The 22,263-nt window shown below is 62.1% G+C and carries 22 protein-coding genes; 10 read left to right on the forward strand and 12 right to left on the reverse strand.

The genetic code is table 11. The features are described from left to right. Positions 1-71: 71 nt before the first annotated feature. Complete coding sequence (gene amt / locus MHM97_RS11745; protein ID WP_239322546.1) at positions 72-1,391, reverse strand: ammonium transporter; 1,320 nt, start codon at positions 1,389-1,391, stop codon at positions 72-74. Positions 1,392-1,421: 30 nt separating this feature from the next. After that, complete coding sequence (locus MHM97_RS11750; RefSeq protein WP_239322547.1) at positions 1,422-1,760, reverse strand: P-II family nitrogen regulator; 339 nt, start codon at positions 1,758-1,760, stop codon at positions 1,422-1,424. Positions 1,761-2,048: 288 nt separating this feature from the next. Between MHM97_RS11750 and MHM97_RS11755 the strand changes: the two genes are divergently transcribed. Next, positions 2,049-4,265 (forward strand): transglycosylase domain-containing protein, encoded by a 2,217-nt coding sequence (locus tag MHM97_RS11755; protein WP_239322548.1) that lies wholly within the window; start codon positions 2,049-2,051, stop codon positions 4,263-4,265. 70 nt (positions 4,266-4,335) lie between these two features. Here the strand turns inward: MHM97_RS11755 and MHM97_RS11760 are convergent, their stop codons facing one another. Both MHM97_RS11760 and MHM97_RS11765 read right to left on the reverse strand, forming a co-directional pair. Then, positions 4,336-4,758, reverse strand: coding sequence for a hypothetical protein (locus MHM97_RS11760; RefSeq protein WP_239322549.1), 423 nt, complete (start codon positions 4,756-4,758; stop codon positions 4,336-4,338). A gap of 187 nt (positions 4,759-4,945) precedes the next feature. Further along, a complete protein-coding gene (locus MHM97_RS11765; protein ID WP_239322550.1) occupies positions 4,946-6,127 on the reverse strand; it encodes a GAK system CofD-like protein in 1,182 nt (393 codons plus the stop codon). 66 nt (positions 6,128-6,193) lie between these two features. Between MHM97_RS11765 and MHM97_RS11770 the strand changes: the two genes are divergently transcribed. From MHM97_RS11770 to MHM97_RS11800, 7 genes are read left to right on the forward strand one after another with little or no spacing between them, the layout of a single operon-like run. Then, a complete protein-coding gene (locus MHM97_RS11770; RefSeq protein WP_239322551.1) occupies positions 6,194-6,664 on the forward strand; it encodes an NUDIX domain-containing protein in 471 nt (156 codons plus the stop codon). Further along, positions 6,651-8,285 (forward strand): aminoglycoside phosphotransferase family protein, encoded by a 1,635-nt coding sequence (locus MHM97_RS11775; protein WP_239322552.1) that lies wholly within the window; start codon positions 6,651-6,653, stop codon positions 8,283-8,285. The genes MHM97_RS11770 and MHM97_RS11775 overlap by 14 nt, the downstream gene beginning before the upstream one ends. Then, positions 8,278-9,165: a GAK system ATP-grasp enzyme gene (locus MHM97_RS11780; RefSeq protein ID WP_239322553.1), complete on the forward strand. Its 888-nt coding sequence runs from the start codon at positions 8,278-8,280 to the stop codon at positions 9,163-9,165. The genes MHM97_RS11775 and MHM97_RS11780 overlap by 8 nt, the downstream gene beginning before the upstream one ends. Next, on the forward strand, positions 9,162-10,250 hold the full coding sequence (locus MHM97_RS11785; protein WP_239322554.1) for an HprK-related kinase B: 1,089 nt from the start codon (positions 9,162-9,164) through the stop codon (positions 10,248-10,250). Before MHM97_RS11780 ends, MHM97_RS11785 begins: the two co-directional genes overlap by 4 nt. Further along, on the forward strand, positions 10,243-10,941 hold the full coding sequence (locus tag MHM97_RS11790; protein WP_239322555.1) for a histidine phosphatase family protein: 699 nt from the start codon (positions 10,243-10,245) through the stop codon (positions 10,939-10,941). The genes MHM97_RS11785 and MHM97_RS11790 overlap by 8 nt, the downstream gene beginning before the upstream one ends. A gap of 11 nt (positions 10,942-10,952) precedes the next feature. Beyond that, positions 10,953-12,293 carry a metallophosphoesterase gene (locus MHM97_RS11795; protein ID WP_239322556.1) on the forward strand — a complete coding sequence of 447 codons (1,341 nt, stop codon included), beginning with the start codon at positions 10,953-10,955 and terminating at the stop codon, positions 12,291-12,293. Positions 12,294-12,331: 38 nt separating this feature from the next. Then, positions 12,332-12,625, forward strand: coding sequence for an amphi-Trp domain-containing protein (locus MHM97_RS11800; protein ID WP_239322557.1), 294 nt, complete (start codon positions 12,332-12,334; stop codon positions 12,623-12,625). 50 nt (positions 12,626-12,675) lie between these two features. Here the strand turns inward: MHM97_RS11800 and maiA are convergent, their stop codons facing one another. The 6 genes from maiA to hmgA form a co-directional block, all read right to left on the reverse strand. After that, positions 12,676-13,311: a maleylacetoacetate isomerase gene (maiA, locus tag MHM97_RS11805; protein WP_239322558.1), complete on the reverse strand. Its 636-nt coding sequence runs from the start codon at positions 13,309-13,311 to the stop codon at positions 12,676-12,678. Next, positions 13,304-13,510, reverse strand: a complete 207-nt coding sequence (locus tag MHM97_RS11810) for a DUF2783 domain-containing protein (RefSeq protein ID WP_005631765.1) — start codon at positions 13,508-13,510, stop codon at positions 13,304-13,306. The genes maiA and MHM97_RS11810 overlap by 8 nt, the downstream gene beginning before the upstream one ends. Positions 13,511-13,515: 5 nt before the next feature. Continuing rightward, positions 13,516-15,123 (reverse strand): FAD-dependent oxidoreductase, encoded by a 1,608-nt coding sequence (locus MHM97_RS11815; RefSeq protein WP_239322559.1) that lies wholly within the window; start codon positions 15,121-15,123, stop codon positions 13,516-13,518. A gap of 124 nt (positions 15,124-15,247) precedes the next feature. Next, entirely contained in the window at positions 15,248-16,198 is a 951-nt protein-coding gene (locus MHM97_RS11820) for an MBL fold metallo-hydrolase (protein ID WP_065326306.1), read from the reverse strand. A gap of 82 nt (positions 16,199-16,280) precedes the next feature. Further along, entirely contained in the window at positions 16,281-17,537 is a 1,257-nt protein-coding gene (gene fahA / locus MHM97_RS11825) for a fumarylacetoacetase (protein WP_005634507.1), read from the reverse strand. 115 nt (positions 17,538-17,652) lie between these two features. Continuing rightward, the gene (hmgA, locus tag MHM97_RS11830; RefSeq protein ID WP_110362748.1) at positions 17,653-19,008 is read right to left on the reverse strand and encodes a homogentisate 1,2-dioxygenase; all 1,356 of its coding nucleotides are present in this window, start codon (positions 19,006-19,008) and stop codon (positions 17,653-17,655) included. 76 nt (positions 19,009-19,084) lie between these two features. Between hmgA and MHM97_RS11835 the strand changes: the two genes are divergently transcribed. Both MHM97_RS11835 and MHM97_RS11840 read left to right on the forward strand, forming a co-directional pair. After that, positions 19,085-19,543, forward strand: a complete 459-nt coding sequence (locus tag MHM97_RS11835) for a MarR family winged helix-turn-helix transcriptional regulator (RefSeq protein WP_225263511.1) — start codon at positions 19,085-19,087, stop codon at positions 19,541-19,543. Further along, positions 19,540-20,787, forward strand: a complete 1,248-nt coding sequence (locus MHM97_RS11840) for an adenylate/guanylate cyclase domain-containing protein (protein ID WP_239322560.1) — start codon at positions 19,540-19,542, stop codon at positions 20,785-20,787. Before MHM97_RS11835 ends, MHM97_RS11840 begins: the two co-directional genes overlap by 4 nt. Before the next feature lie 199 nt (positions 20,788-20,986). On the opposite strand, the gene MHM97_RS11845 is transcribed toward MHM97_RS11840, so the two are convergent. Together MHM97_RS11845 and rpmE are read right to left on the reverse strand one after the other, a co-directional pair. Further along, entirely contained in the window at positions 20,987-21,796 is an 810-nt protein-coding gene (locus MHM97_RS11845) for a division plane positioning ATPase MipZ (RefSeq protein WP_239322561.1), read from the reverse strand. A gap of 242 nt (positions 21,797-22,038) precedes the next feature. Further along, positions 22,039-22,260: a 50S ribosomal protein L31 gene (gene rpmE, locus MHM97_RS11850; RefSeq protein ID WP_239322562.1), complete on the reverse strand. Its 222-nt coding sequence runs from the start codon at positions 22,258-22,260 to the stop codon at positions 22,039-22,041. Between the last annotated feature and the right edge of the window lie 3 nt (positions 22,261-22,263).

Below are 22,263 nucleotides of genomic sequence, written 5' to 3' on the forward strand. Positions count from 1 at the left end.
GCCCGGTCTGGAAACGCAAAACGCGGCGCCGGAGCGCCGCGTTTGAGGTGTTTGGGTGTTGGACCGTTGTGTCAGCCGGCCTTGAACTCCGGGTAGGCTTCCATGCCCAGTTCCGCCATGTCGAGGCCGTTGATTTCGTCCTCTTCGCTCACGCGGATGCCCATGGTGGCCTTCAGGATGAACCAGACGATGCCCGAGACGATGAAGGTGAAGGCGCCGATGGCGACGAAGCCGATGATCTGGGTCACAAACGAGGTGCCTTCGGTGTAGAAGGGAACCGCGAAGGTGCCCCAGAAGCCCGCAACCAGGTGAACCGGGATCGCGCCGACGACGTCATCAATCTGCAGCTTGTCGAGCATCGGCACCACAAAGACCACGATCACACCGCCGATGGCACCGATCCACAGAGCGCCAAACAGGCTGGGGTCGAGCGGACCTGCGGTGATCGACACCAGGCCGGCCAGCGCACCGTTCAGTACCATGGTCAGGTCCGGCTTCTTGAACAGAGCCTGGGTCAGCAGCAGGGCGGCGACAGCGCCAGCGGCAGCGGCCATGTTGGTGTTGGCAAAGATACGTGACACATCGGTCACATCACCCACGGTGCCCATCGCCAGCTGCGAACCACCGTTGAAACCGAACCAGCCGAGCCACAGGATGAAGGTACCGAGAGTCGCCAGCGCCAGGTTGGAGCCGGGCATCGGGATGGTTTTGCCGTCTTTGTATTTGCCGATACGCGGGCCCAGGATCAGGGCACCGGCCAGCGCGGCAAAGCCACCAGCGGCGTGCACCAGGGTCGAACCGGCGAAGTCGGAGAAGCCCATTTCGGAGAGGAACCCACCGCCCCACTGCCAGGACGCCTCGATCGGGTAGATCACGCCCGTCAGAATGGCGACGAAGATCAGGAAGGGCCAGAGTTTGATGCGTTCAGCCAGAGTGCCCGACACGATCGATGCGGTGGTGGCGCAGAACATCAACTGGAAGAAGAAGTCGGAGCCGACCGATGCATAATCCAACGAGGCATCCGCCGCGTCGAGACCAACGGTTTCCAGCGATGTGATGGAGAACCACGGTCCCATCACGCCTTCGATCATCCACTCACCCGGGTACATCAGGTTGAAGCCGATCAGCCAGTACATGATGGCCGCGATGGAGAACAGCGCGATGTTCTTGGTCAGCTGCATGGTCACGTTCTTGGACCGGACCAGACCCGCTTCGAGCATGGCAAAGCCGGCGGCCATCCAGAACACCAGGAACCCGCCGATCAGGAACAGGAGCGTGGTGAAGATGTAGGGGTTGATGTCCGGTGTCTCCGCCGCAGCTTCCTGCGCGAAGGCCAGACCCGGCAGGGCCGCCAGCGCCGTGGCGGCGAGTGTCACTGTCAGTTTTTTCATTGGTTTTGGCTTTCCTTTGCGAAAGGCGCGTTAGAGCGCGTCCTGATTGGTTTCGCCGGTGCGCACGCGCACGGCCTGGGCCACGTCCAGCACGAAGATCTTGCCGTCGCCGATCTTGCCGGTGCGGGCGGTCTGGGTGATGGTTTCAACCACCTGGTCGGCCAGGTCGGAGGGCACCACGATTTCCAGTTTCACCTTCGGCACGAAATTCACTTCGTATTCGGCGCCGCGGTAGATCTCGGTGTGACCCGCCTGTGCGCCAAAGCCCTTGATTTCGGTTACCATCAAACCTGACACCCCAAGCGCGGTCAGCGCCTCGCGGACCTCCTCCAGCTTGAAGGGTTTGATGGCTGCAATGATCAATTTCATCTCGTCACCCTTTCCCGGGCCCTGCGCCCGATGTTTGCAGGTGCAGAAGATCGTCCCGCTCGAGTCGGGGGAACGTTACAGCTGGGTTAAGACGCCTGCTTTCTGGGCGTCGGCTCAATAAATTCGCTCAAAAAAGGGGCTCTGCTTGTTAATTAGGCGCATTTTGGATGGGGTGTGGCGGAAAACCGCCTCTCTACATCCTGCGCAAGAGGCGCTATTCTGTGCCAAAGAGGCAGGGCTTAAGCCCGCCCAGACGTCGAAGATGAGCAGTCAGAACAGGATTTCAGCATGACGCAGGGGCGCAATTCCGGGCGCGGAACTTCGGGACGTGGACGTGGTCCGCTGGTTGCGGACAAGCGTTACCCTGGCGGGAGTGCACGCAAACCCGCCAAGAAAGCGCCCCGCAGGAAAACCTCAGCCAAGGCCAAATCCGGATGGCGCCTGTTCGGGCGGCGCAAGGCGGTGCGGCGGCCTCCGCGCAAGCGCGGCCTGCTGGGATGGCTGCTGATGCCGTTCCAGATCGTCTTGCGTGCGATTTGGGCCGTCAGCTGGCGCATGGGGGTGCTGGTCGGGCTGTTTCTCGTGGCGGCGGTGGCCTATCACTATTCGAAGTTGCCGGAATACCAGGCGCTGCTGGACGGGCGAAATCAGGGCTCGGTCACGCTTCTGGATCGCGAGGGCAAGACATTTGCCTGGCGCGGTGACCAGTTTGGTGGCGTGGTGACGGCCGAAACCGTCTCTCCGCACCTGAAAAACGCGATCGTTGCGACGGAGGACAAGCGGTTCTACCGCCACTTCGGCGTCTCGCCGCGCGGGATCGCCAGTGCGGTGCGGATCAACCTGCGCGAGGGGCGCGGCCCGCTGTCCGGGCACGGTGGCTCCACCATCACCCAGCAGACCGCAAAGCTGATGTGCCTCGGCGTTGAATACGACCCTGAGATCTGGGACAGCGAAGCCGCCTATGAAAGCGACTGTCGCCAGTCCTCACTCTGGCGCAAGGCAAAGGAAGCGATCTTTGCCATGGCGATGGAGGCTAAATACTCGAAAAACGAGATCCTCTCGATCTACATGAACCGCGCCTATATGGGCGGCGGGGCCTATGGCGCCGAAGCGGCATCGCAGCGGTTCTTTGGAAAATCCGCCAATCAGGTGAACCCGCCCGAGGCCGCAATGCTGGCCGGTTTGCTGACGGCACCCTCGACGCTGGCGCCGACCAACAACATCGAACGTTCGCGCAATCGCGCGGCCACCGTGCTGCGTCTGATGGAGGAGCAAGGCTATCTGAGCGAACAAGAACGCCAGATGGCAGCTGCCAATCCCGCAGAGCTCAGCGAAGCGGCAGCAGCCCGGGCCGGTGGCTATTTTGCGGATTGGATCATGGACACGGTGCCGGGGTTCCTGGGCGATCAGACCACCGAGGATGTGGTCATCCGCACCACGCTCGACCAGCGTTTGCAGCAGGCGGCCGAGGATGCGGTCACCTATGTGTTCGAAAACAAGGTGCGCGAGGGGTCCAAGGCGCAGGCCGCAGTGGTGGTTATGAGTGCGGATGGGGCGGTGCGTGCGATGGTCGGCGGGCGCAAGGTCCGGGCCTCGGGCGTGTTCAACCGGGCCACGCAGGCCAAGCGGCAGACAGGATCGTCGTTCAAACCCTTCGTTTATGCGGCGGCGCTTGAACTTGGCTATTCGCCCTACGACCGGGTGCTGGATGCGGAATATTGCATCGACATTCCGGGATCCGGCCCGTGGTGTCCGCAGAACTATACCCGCAAGCATTATGGCGAAATCACCCTGACCCGCGCCTTGCGCGACTCGCTCAACGTGCCGGCGGTCAAAGTGTCAGAAGCCGTGGGGCGGGACAACGTGCGCCACGTGGCGGGTGAATTCGGTATCGAGAGCAGCCTGGCGGACGGTCCGTCGCTCGCGCTTGGCGCCTCGGAGAGCACGCTGATCGAGATGACCGGCGCCTATGCCGGTATTCTGAATGGGGGATCGTCTGTGACCCCCTATGGCGTGGAGGCCCTGACGCTGGTCGGTGATGCCGAGCCTTTGATGGGCGCGTCCGGCGGCATGGGAGAGCGGGTGATCCGCCCGGCCGCCGCGCAGGAATTGATCTGGATGATGGAAAAAGTCATCGCCGAGGGCACCGGAAGACGCGCGCAGATCCCGGGCTGGCAGGCGGCGGGTAAATCCGGCACGACCTCGGCGGCAAAGGATGCCTGGTTCATCGGGTTTACCGCCGAATACGTGGCGGGGGTCTGGATGGGCTACGATGACAACACGCCCCTGACCGGTGTGACCGGCGGTGGTCTGCCAGCCGAGATCTGGCGCGAGGCCATGGTGCGTGTTCATGCTGGTCTGGAGCCGCAGCCGCTGCCGATGAAGGCCCCGGAGCCGATCGCGGTGCCGGAGCCACAGCCGGCTCCGCGTCGACAAGGGGATGGCGTCGGGCGTGGGATCGAGCGGGCCCTGAACGGCGTGCTGCGCGACATCTTCGGCAACTGACGCGGCGGCACAGGCTCCACCCGAGTTTGTCCGAGCGCCTGTCGCAAGAGGGCGCTTCGCCCGGATGGGATCAAAACAATCCCGGGTGCCGCTGCGCTGCAGACCCGGTTTTGCCAGGCTCCATCAGGCGATGGGATCGGGACACCCCCTGCAATCCAAGCGCGGTTTCGGGAGTGCCGCAGGTTTGCGGCAGGCCCCGAAACATCGTGCAGGCCGCGTTGCAAAATCGATCGCGAAACGCGACAGCGGCGTTGTCGGCGCGCAGAGTATTCAGCCGGACAAGGCGGTCATGGAGGGGACCGCCACGCTCATTCTGTGCGAGATAGGCTGCGAATTGGGGTCCGCTGGTGGTGGCCCCGACCATCTGGGCGCCACCCAGGGTCACCAAGGCCGCCATGGCAAAGATCGCAGGGCCGGCGGCGAGGGGCCGCGTCTGGTCATTGGACTGCAGCGCGGCGGAGACGACGCGGGAGAGAGCTTTGGAAAGTGACATGGTCCGGTCCTCGCAAGTGAGTTTCAACTTGGGGACAGGAGTAGGTGCGGCGCGCGGACGGGCTGGGATCAGCCTATGGCGAAATTGCGGAGCTTGTTATCAGTTTGGTAAGAATTGTCCCGAAGTTCCAATGATGTCAGCCTGATGCTTGGTTGAGTGTCGGTGGACCCCGATGACAGAGAGGCGTTCAGCTGAGTGAGATCAGGAGTTCGCACAAGGCTTCCGGATCGTATCGGTGCGGCTTGAGTGCATGTGCAAGCGGCTGGCCGATGCAGGGGATCCCATGGTCGCGGCTGACCTGGTCGCGGTCCTTGGCCGGGGTTTGCTCGTCACAGACCACATGGGTCAGAAGCGCGGACGTGGAGACGAGTCCTGCGTCGCGGCGCAATGCGTCCAGCAGGGCGGCGACCTGATCGGTCAGCCGCATGCCATGACACTCCGGGTCGTCACCGAGGCTGGGCACATAGATTTTCGGCACGGTGCGCGACGCGATGGCGCGTCCGACACCGGCGGGCAGCAGGTTGGAGATCACACTGGAATAGAGGCTGCCGGGCGGGTAGCAGATCAAATCGCTGGCCGCGATCAGCTTGTGGTTCCGTTTCGGCAGGCGCACCGAGTCGGCAGGCAATTCTCCGGTGCCATCCGACAGGAAGAGGCGCAGGATGCGGGTGCCGAGCGGCGCGCTCTCCTTCCCTGTCATCTGGCGTTGTCCGATGACGCGCCGCCCGTCTTCCAGCTCGGCACCGATCTGCAGGTTCACATCGGCAATGGGGCGCACGGTTCCACGCACATCGACCATCTTCGACATCAGGAACAGCACCGGTTCGAGCCCCTTGTCATTGTCGAGGTAGCCGCCGGCGAGGATCAGGTTGCCGATGCTGGCGTTGCGATAGTCCAGATCACCGGGCGCGGCCTCGGAGAAATGGCGCAGGTAGCCGACAATCAGCTGCCGCATCGGCTTGGACAGGGCCTTCAAAAGTGGATGCGATCCGTCGAACAGGCTGGCCACTTCGCGGGCCAGATCCTTGTCGCGGGCCGCTTTCGGCAGCCGGTGGGAAAACAGTCGATAGATGTCCGGCTGGCCCAGTTCGGTTTCATCAGCCAGTGCCATCAGGCGGCTTCGCAAATCTCCCACGGCAGGCATGGCGAAGGCTTCGCGCAGCACCTGCGAAGAGCCGCCACTGTCGAACGGGGTGATGAGATGGACCGAATTATGCGTATGGTATTTGAGTTTGCGGGAAATCTCGTTGAGCGCGCTGCCACCGGAAAAGAACAGCAGGCGCGGCCCGAGGTTGGGCGCAGCCCGCGAGCGTGCGATGCGCAGGTTGTCGGGAACCGAGGCTTGGCGTAGGATCGCGAAATCGGTCATGGATCTCCACTCGTGCTGCTCGCGGCGACCATGCCACTCCTTTTGCCAAAACACCACAGACTTGCCATGCCCTCTCCTGCACCAGAGTTCCTTGATGTCATCCGCATTGCGGCGCGGGCGGTGATCTGGCGTGAAGGATGTGTTCTTGTTCAGGTCAAGCAGGCCGCGGACGGGCGCATATACCTCGGTCTTCCGGGCGGACGGCTGGAGCCGGGAGAAACACTGGCCGAAGCCGCCCGGCGCGAAGCCGAAGAAGAAGTCGGCGCCAACGTTCAGGTCGGTGCGCTGATCCAGGTTCTGGAAACCTACCGCCAGCGCCCCGAGGGGATACGCCATCAGGTGGAACATCTGTTCACCTGTCATGTGGATGACACATATGTCCCGCAGATGGGGAAACATCCGGATTCCAAGCAGATCGCGGTGCGCTGGGCCGATCCCGTTGCCGAGGCCGACCTGTTTGATCCACCCTATGGTGCGTTGCTGACGGATCAGATCGCCGAGATCTACCGAGGGGTAGTACAAGATGAAACTGCCTGAGGCGGCACAAGAAAACCTGGCGTTTCTGCTGGCGGAGCTGGACGGGCAGATGTCCGGCCTGCTGGCCTATTTCAAGGCTCCGTCGCCGGAGGCGGCACAGAAGGTGGTGCAGCGCGCAGGCTATGCCCACAACCTGTGGTCACGGGTGCAGTCGGCCTGCCGCAGCGCTGCCACCCGGGGCAAACCGTCGCAATCCCGGCGGCTGGTGCTTCAGAATGTGGACACAATTGCTCGCAACCTCGATCAGCTGTCTCGCCTGTCCCGCATGGCCTTGCTGCATGCGGAAGACGTGGAGCGGGGGAAGCTGTTGCGCCCCGAGGCTTATCGGAAAGTCGTGAAACAGGTGGCGGGCGCGCTGCACGAGGTGTTGCCGGCGCTGGAGGCCACCGATGGCAAGAGCGCGATCGCCATCGGGCAGCACAAGGCCGAGGTCGATGACTTCTACGACCGGATGTTCCGGACCTACACGCGCGATATGCGCGACACCCGCCACACCGAAGACCTCGCCAATGCGCTTTTGGTCCTGAACGAGGTACGCCGCATGGGCGAAAGCCTGCAAGGCATTTCCGAGGCGCTGCTGTCGATTTCGATCGGGCAGAATGTGCAGTTCGAACGCTATTTCACCCTGCGCAGCGTGCTGTCGGGCAGCAAGGTCGCTGATGAGGACCTGGTATTGAAACCGCTGGCTGAAACCCGTTCCGGTAGCGCGATTTCTGCTGTCAGCACCCGTGACAAGGGCGGAGATCTGATCGATGCGGTGTTCAAGGACGGCGAGAAACGCAAGGTCAAGGAGGAGCGGGCAGGGGTCAAGAGCTGGCATGCGATCTATCCCGGGCTGGCGCCGCGAATACTGTCGTATGAAAAACGCGGCCAGTCTGCGGCGCTGCTGATTGAACACCTGCCGGGCTACACCTTCGAACATGCCCTGCTGAACGAGGGCGAGGCGGCGTTGTCCGCGGCTCAGCGGGCTTTGTACAAGACCCTGCAAGACATCTGGACCCGCACGCGCGCGGATGATCCGGTCGAGATGCGCGCGATGAAGCAACTGGCCGACCGCATGCAGGACGTCTATCGTGTCCATCCCGAATTCGACACCGGCACCGCGTGCATCCAGGGCGTAAGCCACCCTGCTTTCGAAGATCTGCTTAAAGCGGCGGAGAAGCGCGAAGCAAAGGCGACCGCACCGTTTTCGGTTTACATTCACGGGGACTTCAACCTCGACAATGTGATCTACGATCCCGGTGAAAAGAAGGTCCGGTTTATCGATTTGCATCGCTCGCGCTATATGGACTACGTGCAGGATGTATCGGTGTTCATGGTGTCGACCTACCGGTTGCAGGTGCAGGACGGCCCGGTCCGGGCGCGGATTGCCGACACGGCGTTGGGGCTGCACCGGATGGCGGCAAAGTTCGCCCGTGCCGAAAAGGACACGACATTCGAATACCGGCTGGCGCTGGGACTGGCGCGGAGCTTTGCCTCATCCACGCGGTTTGTCTTTGACAAGGAGCACGCGCGGCGGATGTTACTGCGCGCGCGCTACCTGCTGGAGAGTGCCCTTGCCGTGCCTGAAGGCCGCGAAGGCCGATTGAAATTGCCAATCAAGGAGCTGTTTGGTGACTGAACGGAAAATCGGGGTCGTCGGCATCCCGGGCAAGTGGTCGACCGAAGCGATCGCAGAGGCGCTGGAGGCGCGGACGGGATTTCGCCTGGTGATCGACATGGCGGAGGTCTCGCTGGATCTTGCGTCTGGCGCGCTGCTGTATCGCGGCGAGGATCTGTGCCAGCTTGATGGGCTGGTGATCAAGAAGATTTCCGAAGACTACAGCGTCCATGCGCTTGACCGGCTGGAAATGCTGCGCGTGGCCGAAGCCAAGGGCGTGAAGATCTACAGCCGCCCCGAGGCGATCTTGCGGTTGATGGACCGGCTGGCCTGTACGGTGACGCTGGCAAATGCCGACATCCCGATGCCGCCAACCACGATCACAGAAGACGAAGGCGCGGCGTTGCGGGCGGTGGAAACCTATGGCAGCGCGGTGTTCAAGCCGCTGTTCTCGACCAAGGCGCGCGGCATGTGCGTGATCTCAGCGGACGATGCGGATGCGGCAGACCGGGTCGCGGCCTTCAAGGCGGATAACCCGGTGATGTATGTGCAGGCCAAACGCGAACTCTCCGGTCAGGACCTGGGCATGGTGTTTCTCGGCGGTCGCTATCTGTGCACCTATGCGCGGGTGAAACAGGACGAAAGCAGTTGGAACACCACCATCCTGTCGGGCGGCAAATACGAGGCGTTTGAACCGGACGCGGCGCTGATCGCGTTGGGGCAGCGCGCACAGGCCCCCTTCGGCCTGAGCTTTACCACCGTGGATGTGGCCCTGACCGAGACCGGTCCGATCGTGTTCGAAGTCTCTGCCTTTGGGGGCTATCGCGGGGTTCGGGACGGTTGCGGCATCGATGCGGCGGCGCTGGTGGCTGATCACGTGCTGACGGGGATCACTGCATGACGGCACGGACTGTTGCTGACATGCGCGCCCATTTCGACCTGACCCGCGCCATGGCCGCCGCGCCGCTGGATTTGCAGGTCGGGCCGGTGACGTTGCGCATCCTCTGCGAGGGGACCCTGCGCGAGGCGCTTGCAGACTACTTCAAGGATGCCGTTGCAACGGTCGTGGCCCCCGACATCACTGTCCATGTGGTCGAGGGGCAATTGCCGGTGCCGGCCCCGGTCTGGCAGGACTGGGCGCGAGAGCCGGGCAAGACCGGACGCAAGGATGCAATCTTCGACCTAAGAGACGGTCGGTTGATTCACAAATGGCGCACCGGCGTCACGTTCCTGCAATCGCCGGACCTGCTGGTGGCGTTTGGTCCGGTCTCGGCACATCCCAATCAGGTGGTGAATTTCATCAATACGCAGGTGCTGAACCATGGCCAGCGCATGGGGTGGCAGATCTGTCATGCCGCGGCCGTTACCCGGGGCGCGCGCACGCTTGCCATCGCCGGTCTTTCAGGAGGCGGCAAGTCCACGTCCATCCTGCGCCTGATGGATGTTCCGGGTACAGCGTTCATGACCAATGACAGGTTGCTGGCAACGTCTGACGACAGCGGGGCCCGGGGGCTGGGCATCCCGAAACATCCGCGCATTAACCCCGGTACCATCCTTGGCAATGGCCGCTTGCACGGCATGCTGAGTACGGCGCGCATCGCTGAACTGCGTGCCATGCCGGAACGCGACCTGTGGGAGCTGGAAGAGAAACACGACCTGATGATCCCGGACATCTATGGCGAGAACCGCATTGCCTATGCGGGCCCGTTGACGGATTTCTGGGTGCTGAACTGGCAGCGGGACGCCGACAAGGCGACCATGATCGAAGAGGTCGATCTTGCGCAGCGCCCGGATCTGCTGAGCGCGATCATGAAGAGCCCCGGGCCATTCTATCAATATCCCGATGGCCGCTTCCTGCATGACAATGAAGCCCCCGATCCGCAGGGCTATCTTGCGGCGTTGCGCAATGTGCGCGTGCAGGAGGTCACCGGGCAGGTGAATTTTGATGCCATTGCCTATTTCGGGCGCGAGTTGTTCGATGCCTGAGCCACGGCGTGTCATCGCACTGGTGCGCCACGGGGCCTATGCGCAGCGACCAGCTGCGCCCTCTGCGTTGCAGCCCTTCCCGCTGACCGAGGTGGGCAAGGCACAGGCGCAGGCCTGCGGTTCGGCGCTGGACCGAATCCTGAACGCGGAAACGCTGACGCTTGCTCCGGTCATTCATGCCTCGCACCAGTTGCGGGCATGGCAAACGGCGGATCTGATTGCGCAAACCCTCCGCGCCGCAGGACATCACGTGGCACAGATCTCCGAGACGGCAGATCTGGCCGAACGCAGCGTCGGGGCCGTGGCGAATTTGACCACTTCGGAGATCGAGACCCTGCTGGACGTCGACCCGCGCTACGCATCTGCCCCCGCAGGCTGGAAATCTGACAGTCACTATCGCCTGCCGTTTCAGGGGGCGGAATCGCTGATGGAGGCGGGTGCGCGTGTGGCCTCGCATCTCACCGATGTGGCCCGGGCAGCCGATGCCGGGACCCTGACGATCTGTGTCGGCCATGGGGCATCCTTTCGACACGCAGCGCACCACCTTGGGCTGTTGCAACTGAGCGAGATCCCGCAGCTGTCGATGTTTCATGCACAGCCGTTACTGCTCTGTTACATGGGCCATGGTAGATGGGCGCACTTTGGCGGTGCCTGGAAGCAGCGACAAAGACAGGAGACCCATCTGGACTAGGGATCTACGACTTGCAGACCTGCCGCACCGACCGTTCGCCGCTTCTGCCGCCTGTTCACGACCCCATCGGCGACTTGTCAGACCTGCCGCACCAACTGGAACGCTGGGCCATCACCGCAGAGCATTCCGGCAGTGCCGCCCCCGAAAGCGCCGCGCATCTGCGCGCCTGCCTGGCCCGTGCCCAGGCCCATGGCGGGTGGCGCTGGCCGACCAGACCGGTGGTGTTCCTCTCCGATACCCATGCCGATGCCGAGGGCTTTCTGCGATCGCTTGCCGCCGCAGGGCTGATCCGGCGAGACCGGCGTGAAGCGGGGGGCTTCGGCCTGACAGAGTTCGGGCAGAGCGCCACGATCTTGATCGGCGGGGATTGCCTCGACAAAGGGCCGAGCGATCTGGATATGCTGGATGCGCTGGGGCGGCTGATGGCCAAGGGCCCCGATCTGCGCATTCTCGCCGGCAACCATGACCTGCGCCTCCGGCTCGCGGTGGGGGCCTTGCGCACGCCACCGACCGCCCTGACGGAACATCTCCTGGTGCGGATGGGGCGCAAGATCATCCCGCTTCTGCGTGAAATCCATGATCGATACGTGACCGATGCCGATCTGGCCGCGCTACCGGATGAAGCCGCTTGCCGCACGCGGTTGCATCCACGCCCCGACTGGGCGGAGCGTTTCTCGATCGAGGCCGTGGCGCATCTGAATTCCGCCGCCGTCGCGCGTGAAGTGGTGAAACTTGAAAAGAAGGCCGCGCAATTCGACCGCGAAGTGGCACAGGCGGGGATGACCGCGCGTATGGTCCTGGCGGCTGCGCTCAAGTGTCACGATGTATTCTTTGCGCCAGATGGCGACTACGCGTGGTTCTACGAGTCGATGGATGTCGTCTGCCAACTGGGCTCACTGCTGTTTGTGCACGCGGGGTTGGACGACAGCATGTGCGCGCTGCTGGCAGAGGGCGGAGCAGGCGCAGTCAACGCGCGCTACCGCGCGGAACAGGGGGCGCATCCTTTTGCGTTTTACTTCGGTCCCCTCGCGAACCTTGTGCGGACCAAATATCGCAGCTCCGACGCCGCGCTGACGGACCGGGGGGTGGCGATGCTGCATGAACTTGGTATCCACATGGTGGTCCAGGGCCATGTCAACAACCAGAGCGGTCAGCGCCTTCTGACCAAGCAGGGCCTGTTGCATCTGGAAGGGGACGTGACCCTTGATCGGGCCTCGCGACGATCCGAGGGCTTGCCCGGGATCGGGGCCGGGGCGACCTTGATCTTTCCCAGTGGCGATGTCATCGGTCTCAGTAGGGACTATCCCCGCGCCAAGCATTTTGCACCGGAGCGACAGTTTCTTTCGCGCTAGCGCTGCGCGGACGTCGGGACACAACAGGGCAGGCACCAATGGCCAAGGACGAAAAGACACGCGACGACGCCCGCTTTCGCCATGATTCCCTGCAGGATCGCAAAACGATCAAGACCCTGATCGACGCGATCAGCAAAGGGTTGGCAAAAGGCGAGCTGAGCCTCAGTGACGAGGATGGCGAGATCGTGTTGACGCCGGAAGGCCTGTTGACGCTGCGCATCCGGGCAGAGCGTAACGACGGGCACTGCAAGGTTGATTTCCGCGTCAGCTGGACAGAGCGGGATGCCGACCTGCAGGAAAAGAGCGCGCCCAAGGTGAAGTCCCGAGGCTAAGCGCCCCCCGGTCGACCTGATTACCGGCCCGGCCGATGTCCGGCGCACGATCAGTTGTGCGACTGCTGGTCCGGATGCGCGGCGGCAAAGGCTGGATGATCCGCGCAGGTGGCCTCGATCCGCTCCAGGCGAGGGAAGGGGCTGAGGTCGACCTCCCAGCGCCGCGCATTATAAAGCTGCGGCATCAGGCAGATGTCAGCCAGCCCGGGGCGATCACCGGTGCAATAGGGGGCCTCATTCCAGCGATTGAGCAGCGCATCGAATGCGGCAAGCCCGGGACCAATAAACTGGCGCATCCAGTCGCCCATCTGCAAACTGCCGCCGCTTTGCGCAACGCCGAAACGGGCAACAGAGAGGTTGCAGACCGGATGCAGATCGACCGCGATTGACTGTGCCAGAGCCTCGACATGGGCACGCTCGGACGGGGCGCTGGGCAACAAGCCAAGATCGCGAGTTGTGTTCAGGTAGGTGAGACAGGCCAGCGACTGCGTAAACCGATGCCCGTCGATTTCCAGCACCGGCACAAACCCCTGAGGATTAAGCGCCAGATGATCCGGCGACCGCTGATCGCCTGCAACCAGATCAACGGCGCGGCTCTCGTAAACGATCCCTGCAAGGTTCAGCGCAATGCGCAGACGGTAGCTGGCCGAGGAGCGCCAGTAGTCATAAAGCACCGCCTCAGTCATCGCGCAGCCCTCGTTTGGCCTCTGTTAGAGCCTGTTTCAGAACCTGTGGGTCGCCAATGTGGTTGGCCAGAAGCAGGATCAAGCGGGCATTCAGCGCATCACTTTGGGCCTTGGTCAGTCCCTCATGCGCAGCCAGCAGCAGGGCGTAACTGTCATCAGGTTTCGCAAGGTTTGGGGTCAGGGTCAGGGCATCGGTCATATGGGTCACTCCTTACCGATGGCGCGGCGCAGGGCGGCGCGGAAATGGGGCGCGTCAAAGCGGTCCATCCGGGTGGCGACATGCTGATCCGGGCGGATCAGATAAACGGCGGAAGCGGCGTCACCCAGGTAACGCTCGGCCAATGCCGTGTGGGTTTCGGTGGTGAGCGCCAAAGTCGAGACGGCCACGCCAGCCTCCTCGAACCCGTCGGGCACCTCTGCATTGATCGACAGCAAGGTAAACCCGCCGCCGAGCTGCGCCAGCAGATAGCCCGCGTCCAGCGGCACATCGAGGCAGGGCGCACCGGGACGGGTCCGGGCAGGGCCACCGGGCAGCTGATCGGCAGAATTGAGCCGGGAGCCGTCATAGACAGAGGGCACCGAGAGGCGGCCCGAGTTCACCAGCGGGCGGGCAAAGCTATGATGTTCGGAAAGATCCAGCACCGCATCGCGGAAGATGCGCGACATCTCTGATTTGGGCGTAATGAAGTCGGTTGAGCGGGAAGAGTTGAGGATATTCTCATCCGCCGCCGCCAGCCGCTCGGCATCGTAGGTATCCAGAAGGCTCTGATCCGCGACGCCGTCCAGCACCAGTTTCAGCTTCCAGATCAGATTGTCAGTGTCTTGCAGGCCGGAATTTGCCCCGCGTGCGCCAAAGGGCGAAACCTGATGCGCGCTATCTCCGGCAAAGATCACCCGACCGTGGCGAAATTTCTCCATCCGGCGGCACTGGAATGTGTAGATGGAGACCCACTCCAGCTCGAACTGAACGTCGTCACCCAGCATCGCCTTGAGGCGCGGGATCACGTTTTCGGGCTTTTTCTCGGCCTCTTTGTCGATGTCCCAGCCCAATTGCAGGTCGATGCGCCAGACGCCATCGGGCTGTTTGTGCAACAGCGCCGACTGGCCTTTGTTGAAGGGCGGATCGAACCAGAACCAGCGTTCGGTCGGGAAATCGGCGTCCATGACCACATCGGCAATAAGGAAGTTGTCCTCAAAGACGCGGCCCACAAAGTCGAGCCCCATCTGCGCGCGAATGGGCGACCCCGCTCCGTCACAGGCGATGAGCCACTCGGTTTCCAGCCTATAGGCGCCGTCCGGGGTCTCCACCGTCAGTGCGGCATAATCGCCGTGGTCCGAGACATTCGTGACGCGGTTCTTGCCGCGCATTTCAATCGGCGCGCCCTCAGCCTGCAGGGCGCGGACGCGGTCCACCAGATATTCCTCGATGTAGTATTGTTGCAGGTTCACAAAAGCCGGAAACTGGTGGCCATCCTCGGGCAGAAGGTTGAAGTCATAGACCTTGCGATCGCCGAAAAACACCTTGCCGACGTTCCATTCCTCGCCCTTGCCCGCCATCGCATGGCCAACACCAAGGCGATCCGCGATTTCCAGCGTGCGTTTTGCAAAACAGATCGCACGAGAGCCAAAGCTCACCTTGTCATTGTCGTCCAGTACCACGACCGGAACGCCGGATTGTGCAAGGTCAATGGCGGCGGCAAGGCCCACGGGACCTGCCCCCACCACAACCACCTTGTGGCGCGCAGGCGGATGCGCGTCCTGATCCGCATGGCGCGTATATGGGTATAGCGGCACCTCGAAAATCTTGTTCATCCGGTTTCCTCCCTCCGGGCAAGCAGGCACGGGTCCGGTCCCGCGACTTGGGGACCGGTGCAGGGGCGGACAAGGCCGCCGATGCGTTCAAAATAGGCTCTATATCAGGCGTTAGAGCCGAAAATCAGGACTGCAGCGCCTCCCACATCTCCAGATCACGCTGGGCGGTCCAGATGCGGGGGGTGTCGATGCCACGGGCCTCGTCATAGGCGCGGGCGACGTTGAACGGCAGGCAGTGTTCGTAGATCGCGTAGTCTTTGAACTTGGGATCGCAGGCCTCGCGCACCGCGTCCCATGCTTCCTTGAGAGACCCACCACGGGCGGCAACCTTGGCTGCCGGGCGATAGGTGCTCTCGACAAAGTCACGGGTGTTTTCAATGGCGGCGTTGACCATGTCCTTGCCGACCAGCGCGTCGCCACGACCGGGGGCGATGGCGTCCACATCATAGGCCTTGATATTGTCGAGGGTGTTGCCCCAGTCGCCAAAATGCCCGTCGCCGCAGTAGCAGGCGGAGTGGTATTCGACGATATCACCGGTGAACATGACGTTCTGGTCTGGCACATGGATCACCGCATCCCCCGCGGTATGGGCGCGGCCCAGATGTTTGATGTCGATGCGGCGATTGCCGAGGTAGACGGTCATACTGTCCGAGAATGTTGTGGTCGGCCAGGTGAGGCCGGGGATGCTCTCATGGCCCTCAAACAGGCGCGGGAAGCGCTGGAATTCGCTGTCCCAGTCCTCTTGGCCGCGTTCCACCACCATGGCGCGTGCGGTGTCGGACATGATGATGTTCTGGGCGCCAAAGGCCGAGGCCCCCAGAACACGCACCGCGTGGTAGTGGGTGAGCACCACATGGCTGATCGGTTTGTCGGTGACGGAGCGCACACATTCGATCACCTTGTTGGCCAGACGCGGGGTTGCCTGTGCCTCAACAATCATCACCGAGTCATCCCCGATGATGACGCCCGAATTCGGGTCGCCTTCGGCGGTGAAGGCATAAAGGCCCTCGCCCACTTCGGTGAAGGAGATCTTCTTTTCGCTCATGTCGCCTTGGGATGCGAATGCCTTGGCCATGGTTGCGTATCCTTTTTGTCTGTTCCGCCGGAGGTCAGGTTGGGATGCCTCCGGCGGAGGTATTTATGAAAAGATGAAGGCGTCAGCGTGCGAAAGGATCGCTGAGGGCGGGCAAGACCGTGCCGGTGCAGTCGCCAAACCCGATGGTATAGCCATCGCCTTTGGCGGCGCCCTTCAGCGTGAGCGTGTCGCCATCCTCGATAAAGCTGCGGGTGTCGCCCGAGGGCAGCGTGAGTGGCTCCTTGCCGCCCCAGCTGAGTTCAAGGAGCGAGCCACGTTCGTCCTTGTTAGGGCCTGATATGGTGCCGGATCCCAGCAGATCGCCCGCGTTCATCGGACAGCCCGAGGTGGTGTGATGCGCCAATTGCTGCGCGGCGGAATAATACATTTCCTTGTAGTTGGTGCTTGCGATGGTGGCCTCTTCGCCACCCTCAGGACGCAGGCTCACGGCAAGGTCGATGTCATAGAGCATCGGGCCGCAGTCCTTCAGGTGATCCAGAAGCTCTACTTCGCGTGCAGGTGTGTCGCAGCGGAAAGGCTCTAACGCGGCTTTGGTGACGATCCACGGACTGATGGTGGTGGCAGTCGCTTTGGCCTGGAAGGGGCCGAGCGGCTGGTATTCCCAAGCCTGGATATCGCGGGCGGACCAGTCGTTCAGCAGCACATAGCCAAAGATGTGATCATCTGCTTCCTGCACCGTGATCGGCCCATCCGAAGGCGTGCCAACAATCGCGCCCATTTCCAGCTCGATATCAAATCGTGCGCAGGGCGCCCAACGGGGTGCGTCATCATTTGGCCCCTTGAGCTGGCCCCAAGGACGCCGCACATCGGTGCCGGACACCACGACAGAGGACGCACGACCGTTGTACCCGATCGGGATATGCAGCCAGTTTGGTGGCAGCGCGTTCTCCGCGCCGCGGAACATGGTGCCGACATTGGTGGCGTGGTGACGCCCGGCATAGAAATCGGTGTATTCCGACACCATGAAGGGCATGTGCATCTCGGCATCGGCCATCGGCACAAGGCAGGCTTCGACTTTCTTTTGCTCTTCTGCGCCCTCTTGCAAAAGCGCGATCAGGCGATTGCGAAGCGTGGCCCAGACCGCAGGACCTTCTTCCATAAACTCGTTCCAGAAGGGCAACTCGAACAGCGCTTCCTCGCCCATATCAACCAGTCCAGCCGCTTCTGCCGCCTGCAGGTCGAGGATCATGTCACCAATCGCCACGCCACAGCGCGGATCGCTGTCGGTGGTCGAAAACACACCATAGGGAAGGTTATTCAGCGGAAAAGGGTGGTCAGCGGAATTGGCCGACGTCACCCAGGATTTTTTCAAAGGCATGCGCGTTCCTTTTTGGTGGTGAGGGCTCTGTCGGCCCTCCTTCAGCTTTTACAAATATCTCGGGGGTGAATGCGGCCCCGATTGGGGGCCGCAGAGGGGGCAGCGCCCCCGCCCCTTACTTCTTACCGGGGGTTCCGTCGAATTTCTTTTCCAGATCGCTCCAGCAGTCGATGTATTCATCCTGAAGCGGGGCCTCATTGGCGGCAAACTCCGTCAGATGCTGAGGGAAGCGGGTTTCAAACATGAAGGACATGGTGTTCTCCAGCTTCTCCGGCCCGAGGTTGGAATTCGACGCGCCCTCAAAGGCCTCCCGGTCGGGACCATGCGGCAGCATCATGTTGTGAAGGCTCACGCCACCGGGGACAAAGCCCTGCGGCTTGGCATCATACTGGCCGTAGATGTTGCCCATCAGCTCCGACATGATGTTCTTGTGATACCACGGCGGGCGGAAGGTGTTTTCCGCCACCATCCAGCGTTCGCGGAACAGCACAAAATCGATATTGGCGGTTCCCGGCTGGCCCGAGGGCGCGGTCAGCACGGTAAAGATCGACGGGTCAGGGTGGTCAAATAGGATCGCGCCCACCGGGCAATAGGTGCGCAGATCGTATTTATAGGGCGCGTAGTTGCCGTGCCAGGCCACCACGTCCAGCGGGCTCTGGCCGATCTTGGTTTCATGGAACTGGCCACACCATTTCACGGTCAGCGTCGAGGGCACTTCACGGTCCTCATAGGCGGCCACCGGTGCCTTGAAATCCCGCGGGTTGGCCATGCAGTTTGCACCGATCGGACCACGGCCGGGCAGATCGAATTTCTGACCGTAGTTTTCGCAGACAAAGCCGCGCGCCGGGCCATCCAGCACTTCGACACGGTACACCAGACCACGCGGGAGGATGGCGATTTCTTTCGGTTCGATGTCGATGATACCGAGTTCGGTGGCAAAGCGCAGGCGGCCTTCTTGCGGGACCACCAGAAGCTCCGAGTCGGCGGAGAAGAAATATTCATCCTTCATCGACTCCGTCACAAGGTAGATATGGGTCGCCATGCCGACCTGAGTGTTCACATCCCCCGCCGTCGTCATGGTGCGCATCCCCGTGAGCCAGGTCAGCCCCTGATCCGAATGCGGCACCGGGTCCCAGCGGTATTGGCCGAGCGAAATCACATCCTCTGGAATATGCGGCGCGCTCTTCCAGTAAGGCAGGTCGATTTTCTCATAGCGGTGCGAATGTTTGACGCTGGGGCGGATGCGATAGCACCAGGTACGTTCGGGGCGTTCTGCAGTAAAGGCGGTGCCGGAGAGCTGTTCGCCATAGAGCCCATATTCGCATTTCTGCGGGCTGTTCATGCCTTGGGGCAGGGCGCCGGGCAGGGCTTCGGTTTCAAAATCATTCCCAAATCCGGGCATGTAACCCTCATGGGTGCCCTGATTGGACGGGGCTTGAATCATCTGGTCAGGCAAAGCGTGACGGGTCATTTTAGCCAACCTCCTCTTGCATTTCCCTCTCGGTAATAGTTGATTTTGTAACTAACAAGGGATGCGGAGCGCGCGTATGGACAAAAATGATGATTTTATAGTGCAGGATTTCCTGCCGTTTCTCCTGAATCGGGCGGCAGAGGATTCCTCGCTGGAGTTTCAAAAGCTCTACAAGGGGCGCTACGGCATGCTGCGAACCGAATGGCGGGTGCTGTTCCATCTCGGCATGTACAATCGCATGACCGCGCGGGACATCAGTCAGCGGGCCAAGATCCACAAGACAAAGATCAGCCGCGCCGTCGCAAAACTGGCGGAACGCCGCTGGGTCAGTCGCAGCCGGGATGAGGCCGATCGCAGGGCAGAGCACCTTGAGTTGACGGCGGCGGGGCGCGGCGTCTACGACGATCTGCGCAAGCAGGCTCGGGCGTATGACCAGAAACTGACCAAGGGGTTTTCGGCTGGCGATGTGGCACTCTTGCGCCGTATGTTACGGCAGTTGGCCAGCATGGAATGCCCGGTCGATCTTGAGACATGACCCGCCACGAGGAGGATGGGGCAATTCACGCCGCCACCGAAGATCTAAAGAACTGGCTCACCCGTCAGGGGCTTAAATCCCGTGGACGCGAAGAGCTGTTGCGCGCCTTTTGCGAACGATTGGTCAACCACGGAGTGCCTCTGTTGCGGATGCAGCTGGCGCAGCGCGCGCTGCACCCTGAGTTTGGCGGCATTGGTTTTACCTGGACCCGCAAGGACGGGATGAACGCCGAGTATTTTGGCCGCGTCGATCACAAAGAACCGCATCATGAGTGGCTGCAAAGCCCGTTTCATGCGCTTCTCACCTCGGGCGAGGCTGAGATGCACAGTGTTTTCAGCGCGCAGGATGTGTCGCGTTTTCCGATATTCGCCCGCCTCAAGGCGATGGGCGCAACGAGTTACTTTGCCCATTGGCAGCCGTTGGGACCTGCAAGCGATACCGCCTATGAGCCTGAGCGCCCGGATGCCGAGGGCCTCGTGGTGTCCTGGAGTTTTGACGGCGCGCCCGAGGACGCCGTCCCCTACTTGGACATCATTCGGGGGGTATTTGACACGCTGGCTCTTGTGCTTGCAGGCGCGGGGAACCGCGAAATGGGGCGCGCGCTGTTGCAGGTCTATCTGGGCCGGGATGCTGGCGCGCGCGTGCTGTCCGGGGAAATCGCGCGCGGGTCGTCTCAGCATATCGATGCAGTGATCTGCCTGTTCGACCTGCGCGGCTTTACGGCGCTCTCTGAGGCTCTGCCGGGCGAGGCGATGGTCGATTTGCTGAACGACTATTTCGGCCATGTGGTGGAGCTGATCCAGTCGCATGGCGGCAATATCCTGAAGTTCATGGGCGATGCGGTCATGGCGATGTTCAACCTTGGCACGCTGCAGGAGGATGCGCAGGCCGCATTGCGCGCCGTTGCGGAACTGGGGCCACGGATGAAAGCGGTCAATGCCGCCCGCGCTGCAGCAGGCCTGCCGCTGGCCGAATATACCATGGCCCTGCATGCGGGTGAGATCCTCTATGGCAATATCGGCGCGCCCAATCGGCTGGATTTCACCGTGATCGGCCCGGCCGTGAACCTGACGGCGCGGATCGCGGACATGCATCGCACGGTGGAGCGCTCGATCATCCTCTCGGAAGACGTGCGCAATGCGGCAGGGCGTGACGGAGAGGGGCTGGTCTCGGTCGGACGCTACATGTTGCGTGGGGTGGCAGAGCCGGTGGAGCTTTTTACGCTGTATCAACCCGAGGTGTGAGACGCCAAACAAGCCCCCGGACCTTACTGTGGGGGCCTAAGCGCTGTTGCTTGAAGAGGTTTCCACCCGTGACCGGGTGGACCCGCGCGCGCCGGGCCAAAGGCCCGGCGCGCGCCCTTCGCCGATCCCGATCTGGCACACCGAAGGTGGGTCAGGGCAGGGAGCGGAACCCCTTAGCGACCTTACGCAGACCGTTAGGTCAGATGTCGATCTCGACTTCGGGCAGCTCCAGCGCCTTCATCATATCGCGCAGCTCCTGACGTGCGGCGATATTCGAGATGTTGAGCTGTTTGACGCCCACATCCTTCAGGTCCAGCAAGGTCAGGCCGCGCGGGAAGAGTTCGCGGAAGATCACCCGTTCGGAAAAGCCCGGTGCGACGCGAAAGCCGATCCGCTTGGAGAGCATATTGATCGCGCGCTCCATCTTTTCCTTGTTGACCATGCGCTGTGTGCCGACCCGGTTGCGGATCACGATCCAGTCGATGGGGGGCAAACCTGCCTGCGCGCGCAGCTGGCGCGCGTTCCAGACCATTTCGGAATAGACCGAGGGGCCTTTGATTTTCTCGCCCTTCTCATCGGTATGCGCCAGCAGGTCGAAATCCACAAAACTGTCGTTGAGCGGCGTGATCAATGTGTCGGCCAGCGAATGCGCGACCTGGCTCAGCCGGGTGTGGGAGCCGGGGCAGTCAATGAGAATGAAGTCATACTCCGGCTCCAACTCCGAAACCGCTGCCGACAGGCGCAGGTCATAGATGTTTTCGCCCGGTTGCAAGGTGTCCGGATCGATCTCTGGCAGTTCGTGCAGGGCCACCATCGGCAGATCCATATTGGACGCGGCGATGAAGGCGAGACGGTTTTCCAGATACCGTCCGAGCGAACGCTGCCTGAGGTCGAGGTCCAGTCCCGCGACCTTGTACCCCATGCGCGCCAGTGTGGTGGCCACATGCATGGAGACGGTGGATTTCCCTGCGCCGCCCTTTTCGTTGCCGACGACAATGATATGCGCCATCTCACGGATCCCTTCAAATCTGCGCCGCTTGCGTGGCGGCGCCCTTTGCTTTTTCCGGGACTATAAGACCCAAGCGAATCAATGGGAAGCGGCCAAAACACCCAAGTTAGAGCCTATTGTCCTGAAGTAACGCCCGCAGCGGCAGCAGCTGGCATCCCGACGGCCCAAACACAAAACGCCGCCCCTGGAGGGACGGCGTTTGACAGGTGTATCCTTGTGGATAAACCGGTGGAAGGGTTGGCTCAGAAGCCCAGACCTTCGTATTTCTTCTTGAACTTGGACACGCGGCCGCCGGTGTCCATCAGGCGGGAGGAGCCGCCAGTCCACGCGGGGTGCGCGGAGGGGTCGATGTCCAGTGCCAGCTGATCGCCTTCGCTGCCCCAGGTGGAACGCATCTTGATGATGGTGCCGTCGGTCAGCTTGACGTCGATGAAGTGGTAGTCGGGATGGGTGTCTTTTTTCATGAG

The sequence above is a fragment of the Epibacterium sp. Ofav1-8 genome (assembly GCF_022348185.1).
In the GTDB taxonomy this organism is placed as follows: domain Bacteria; phylum Pseudomonadota; class Alphaproteobacteria; order Rhodobacterales; family Rhodobacteraceae; genus Epibacterium.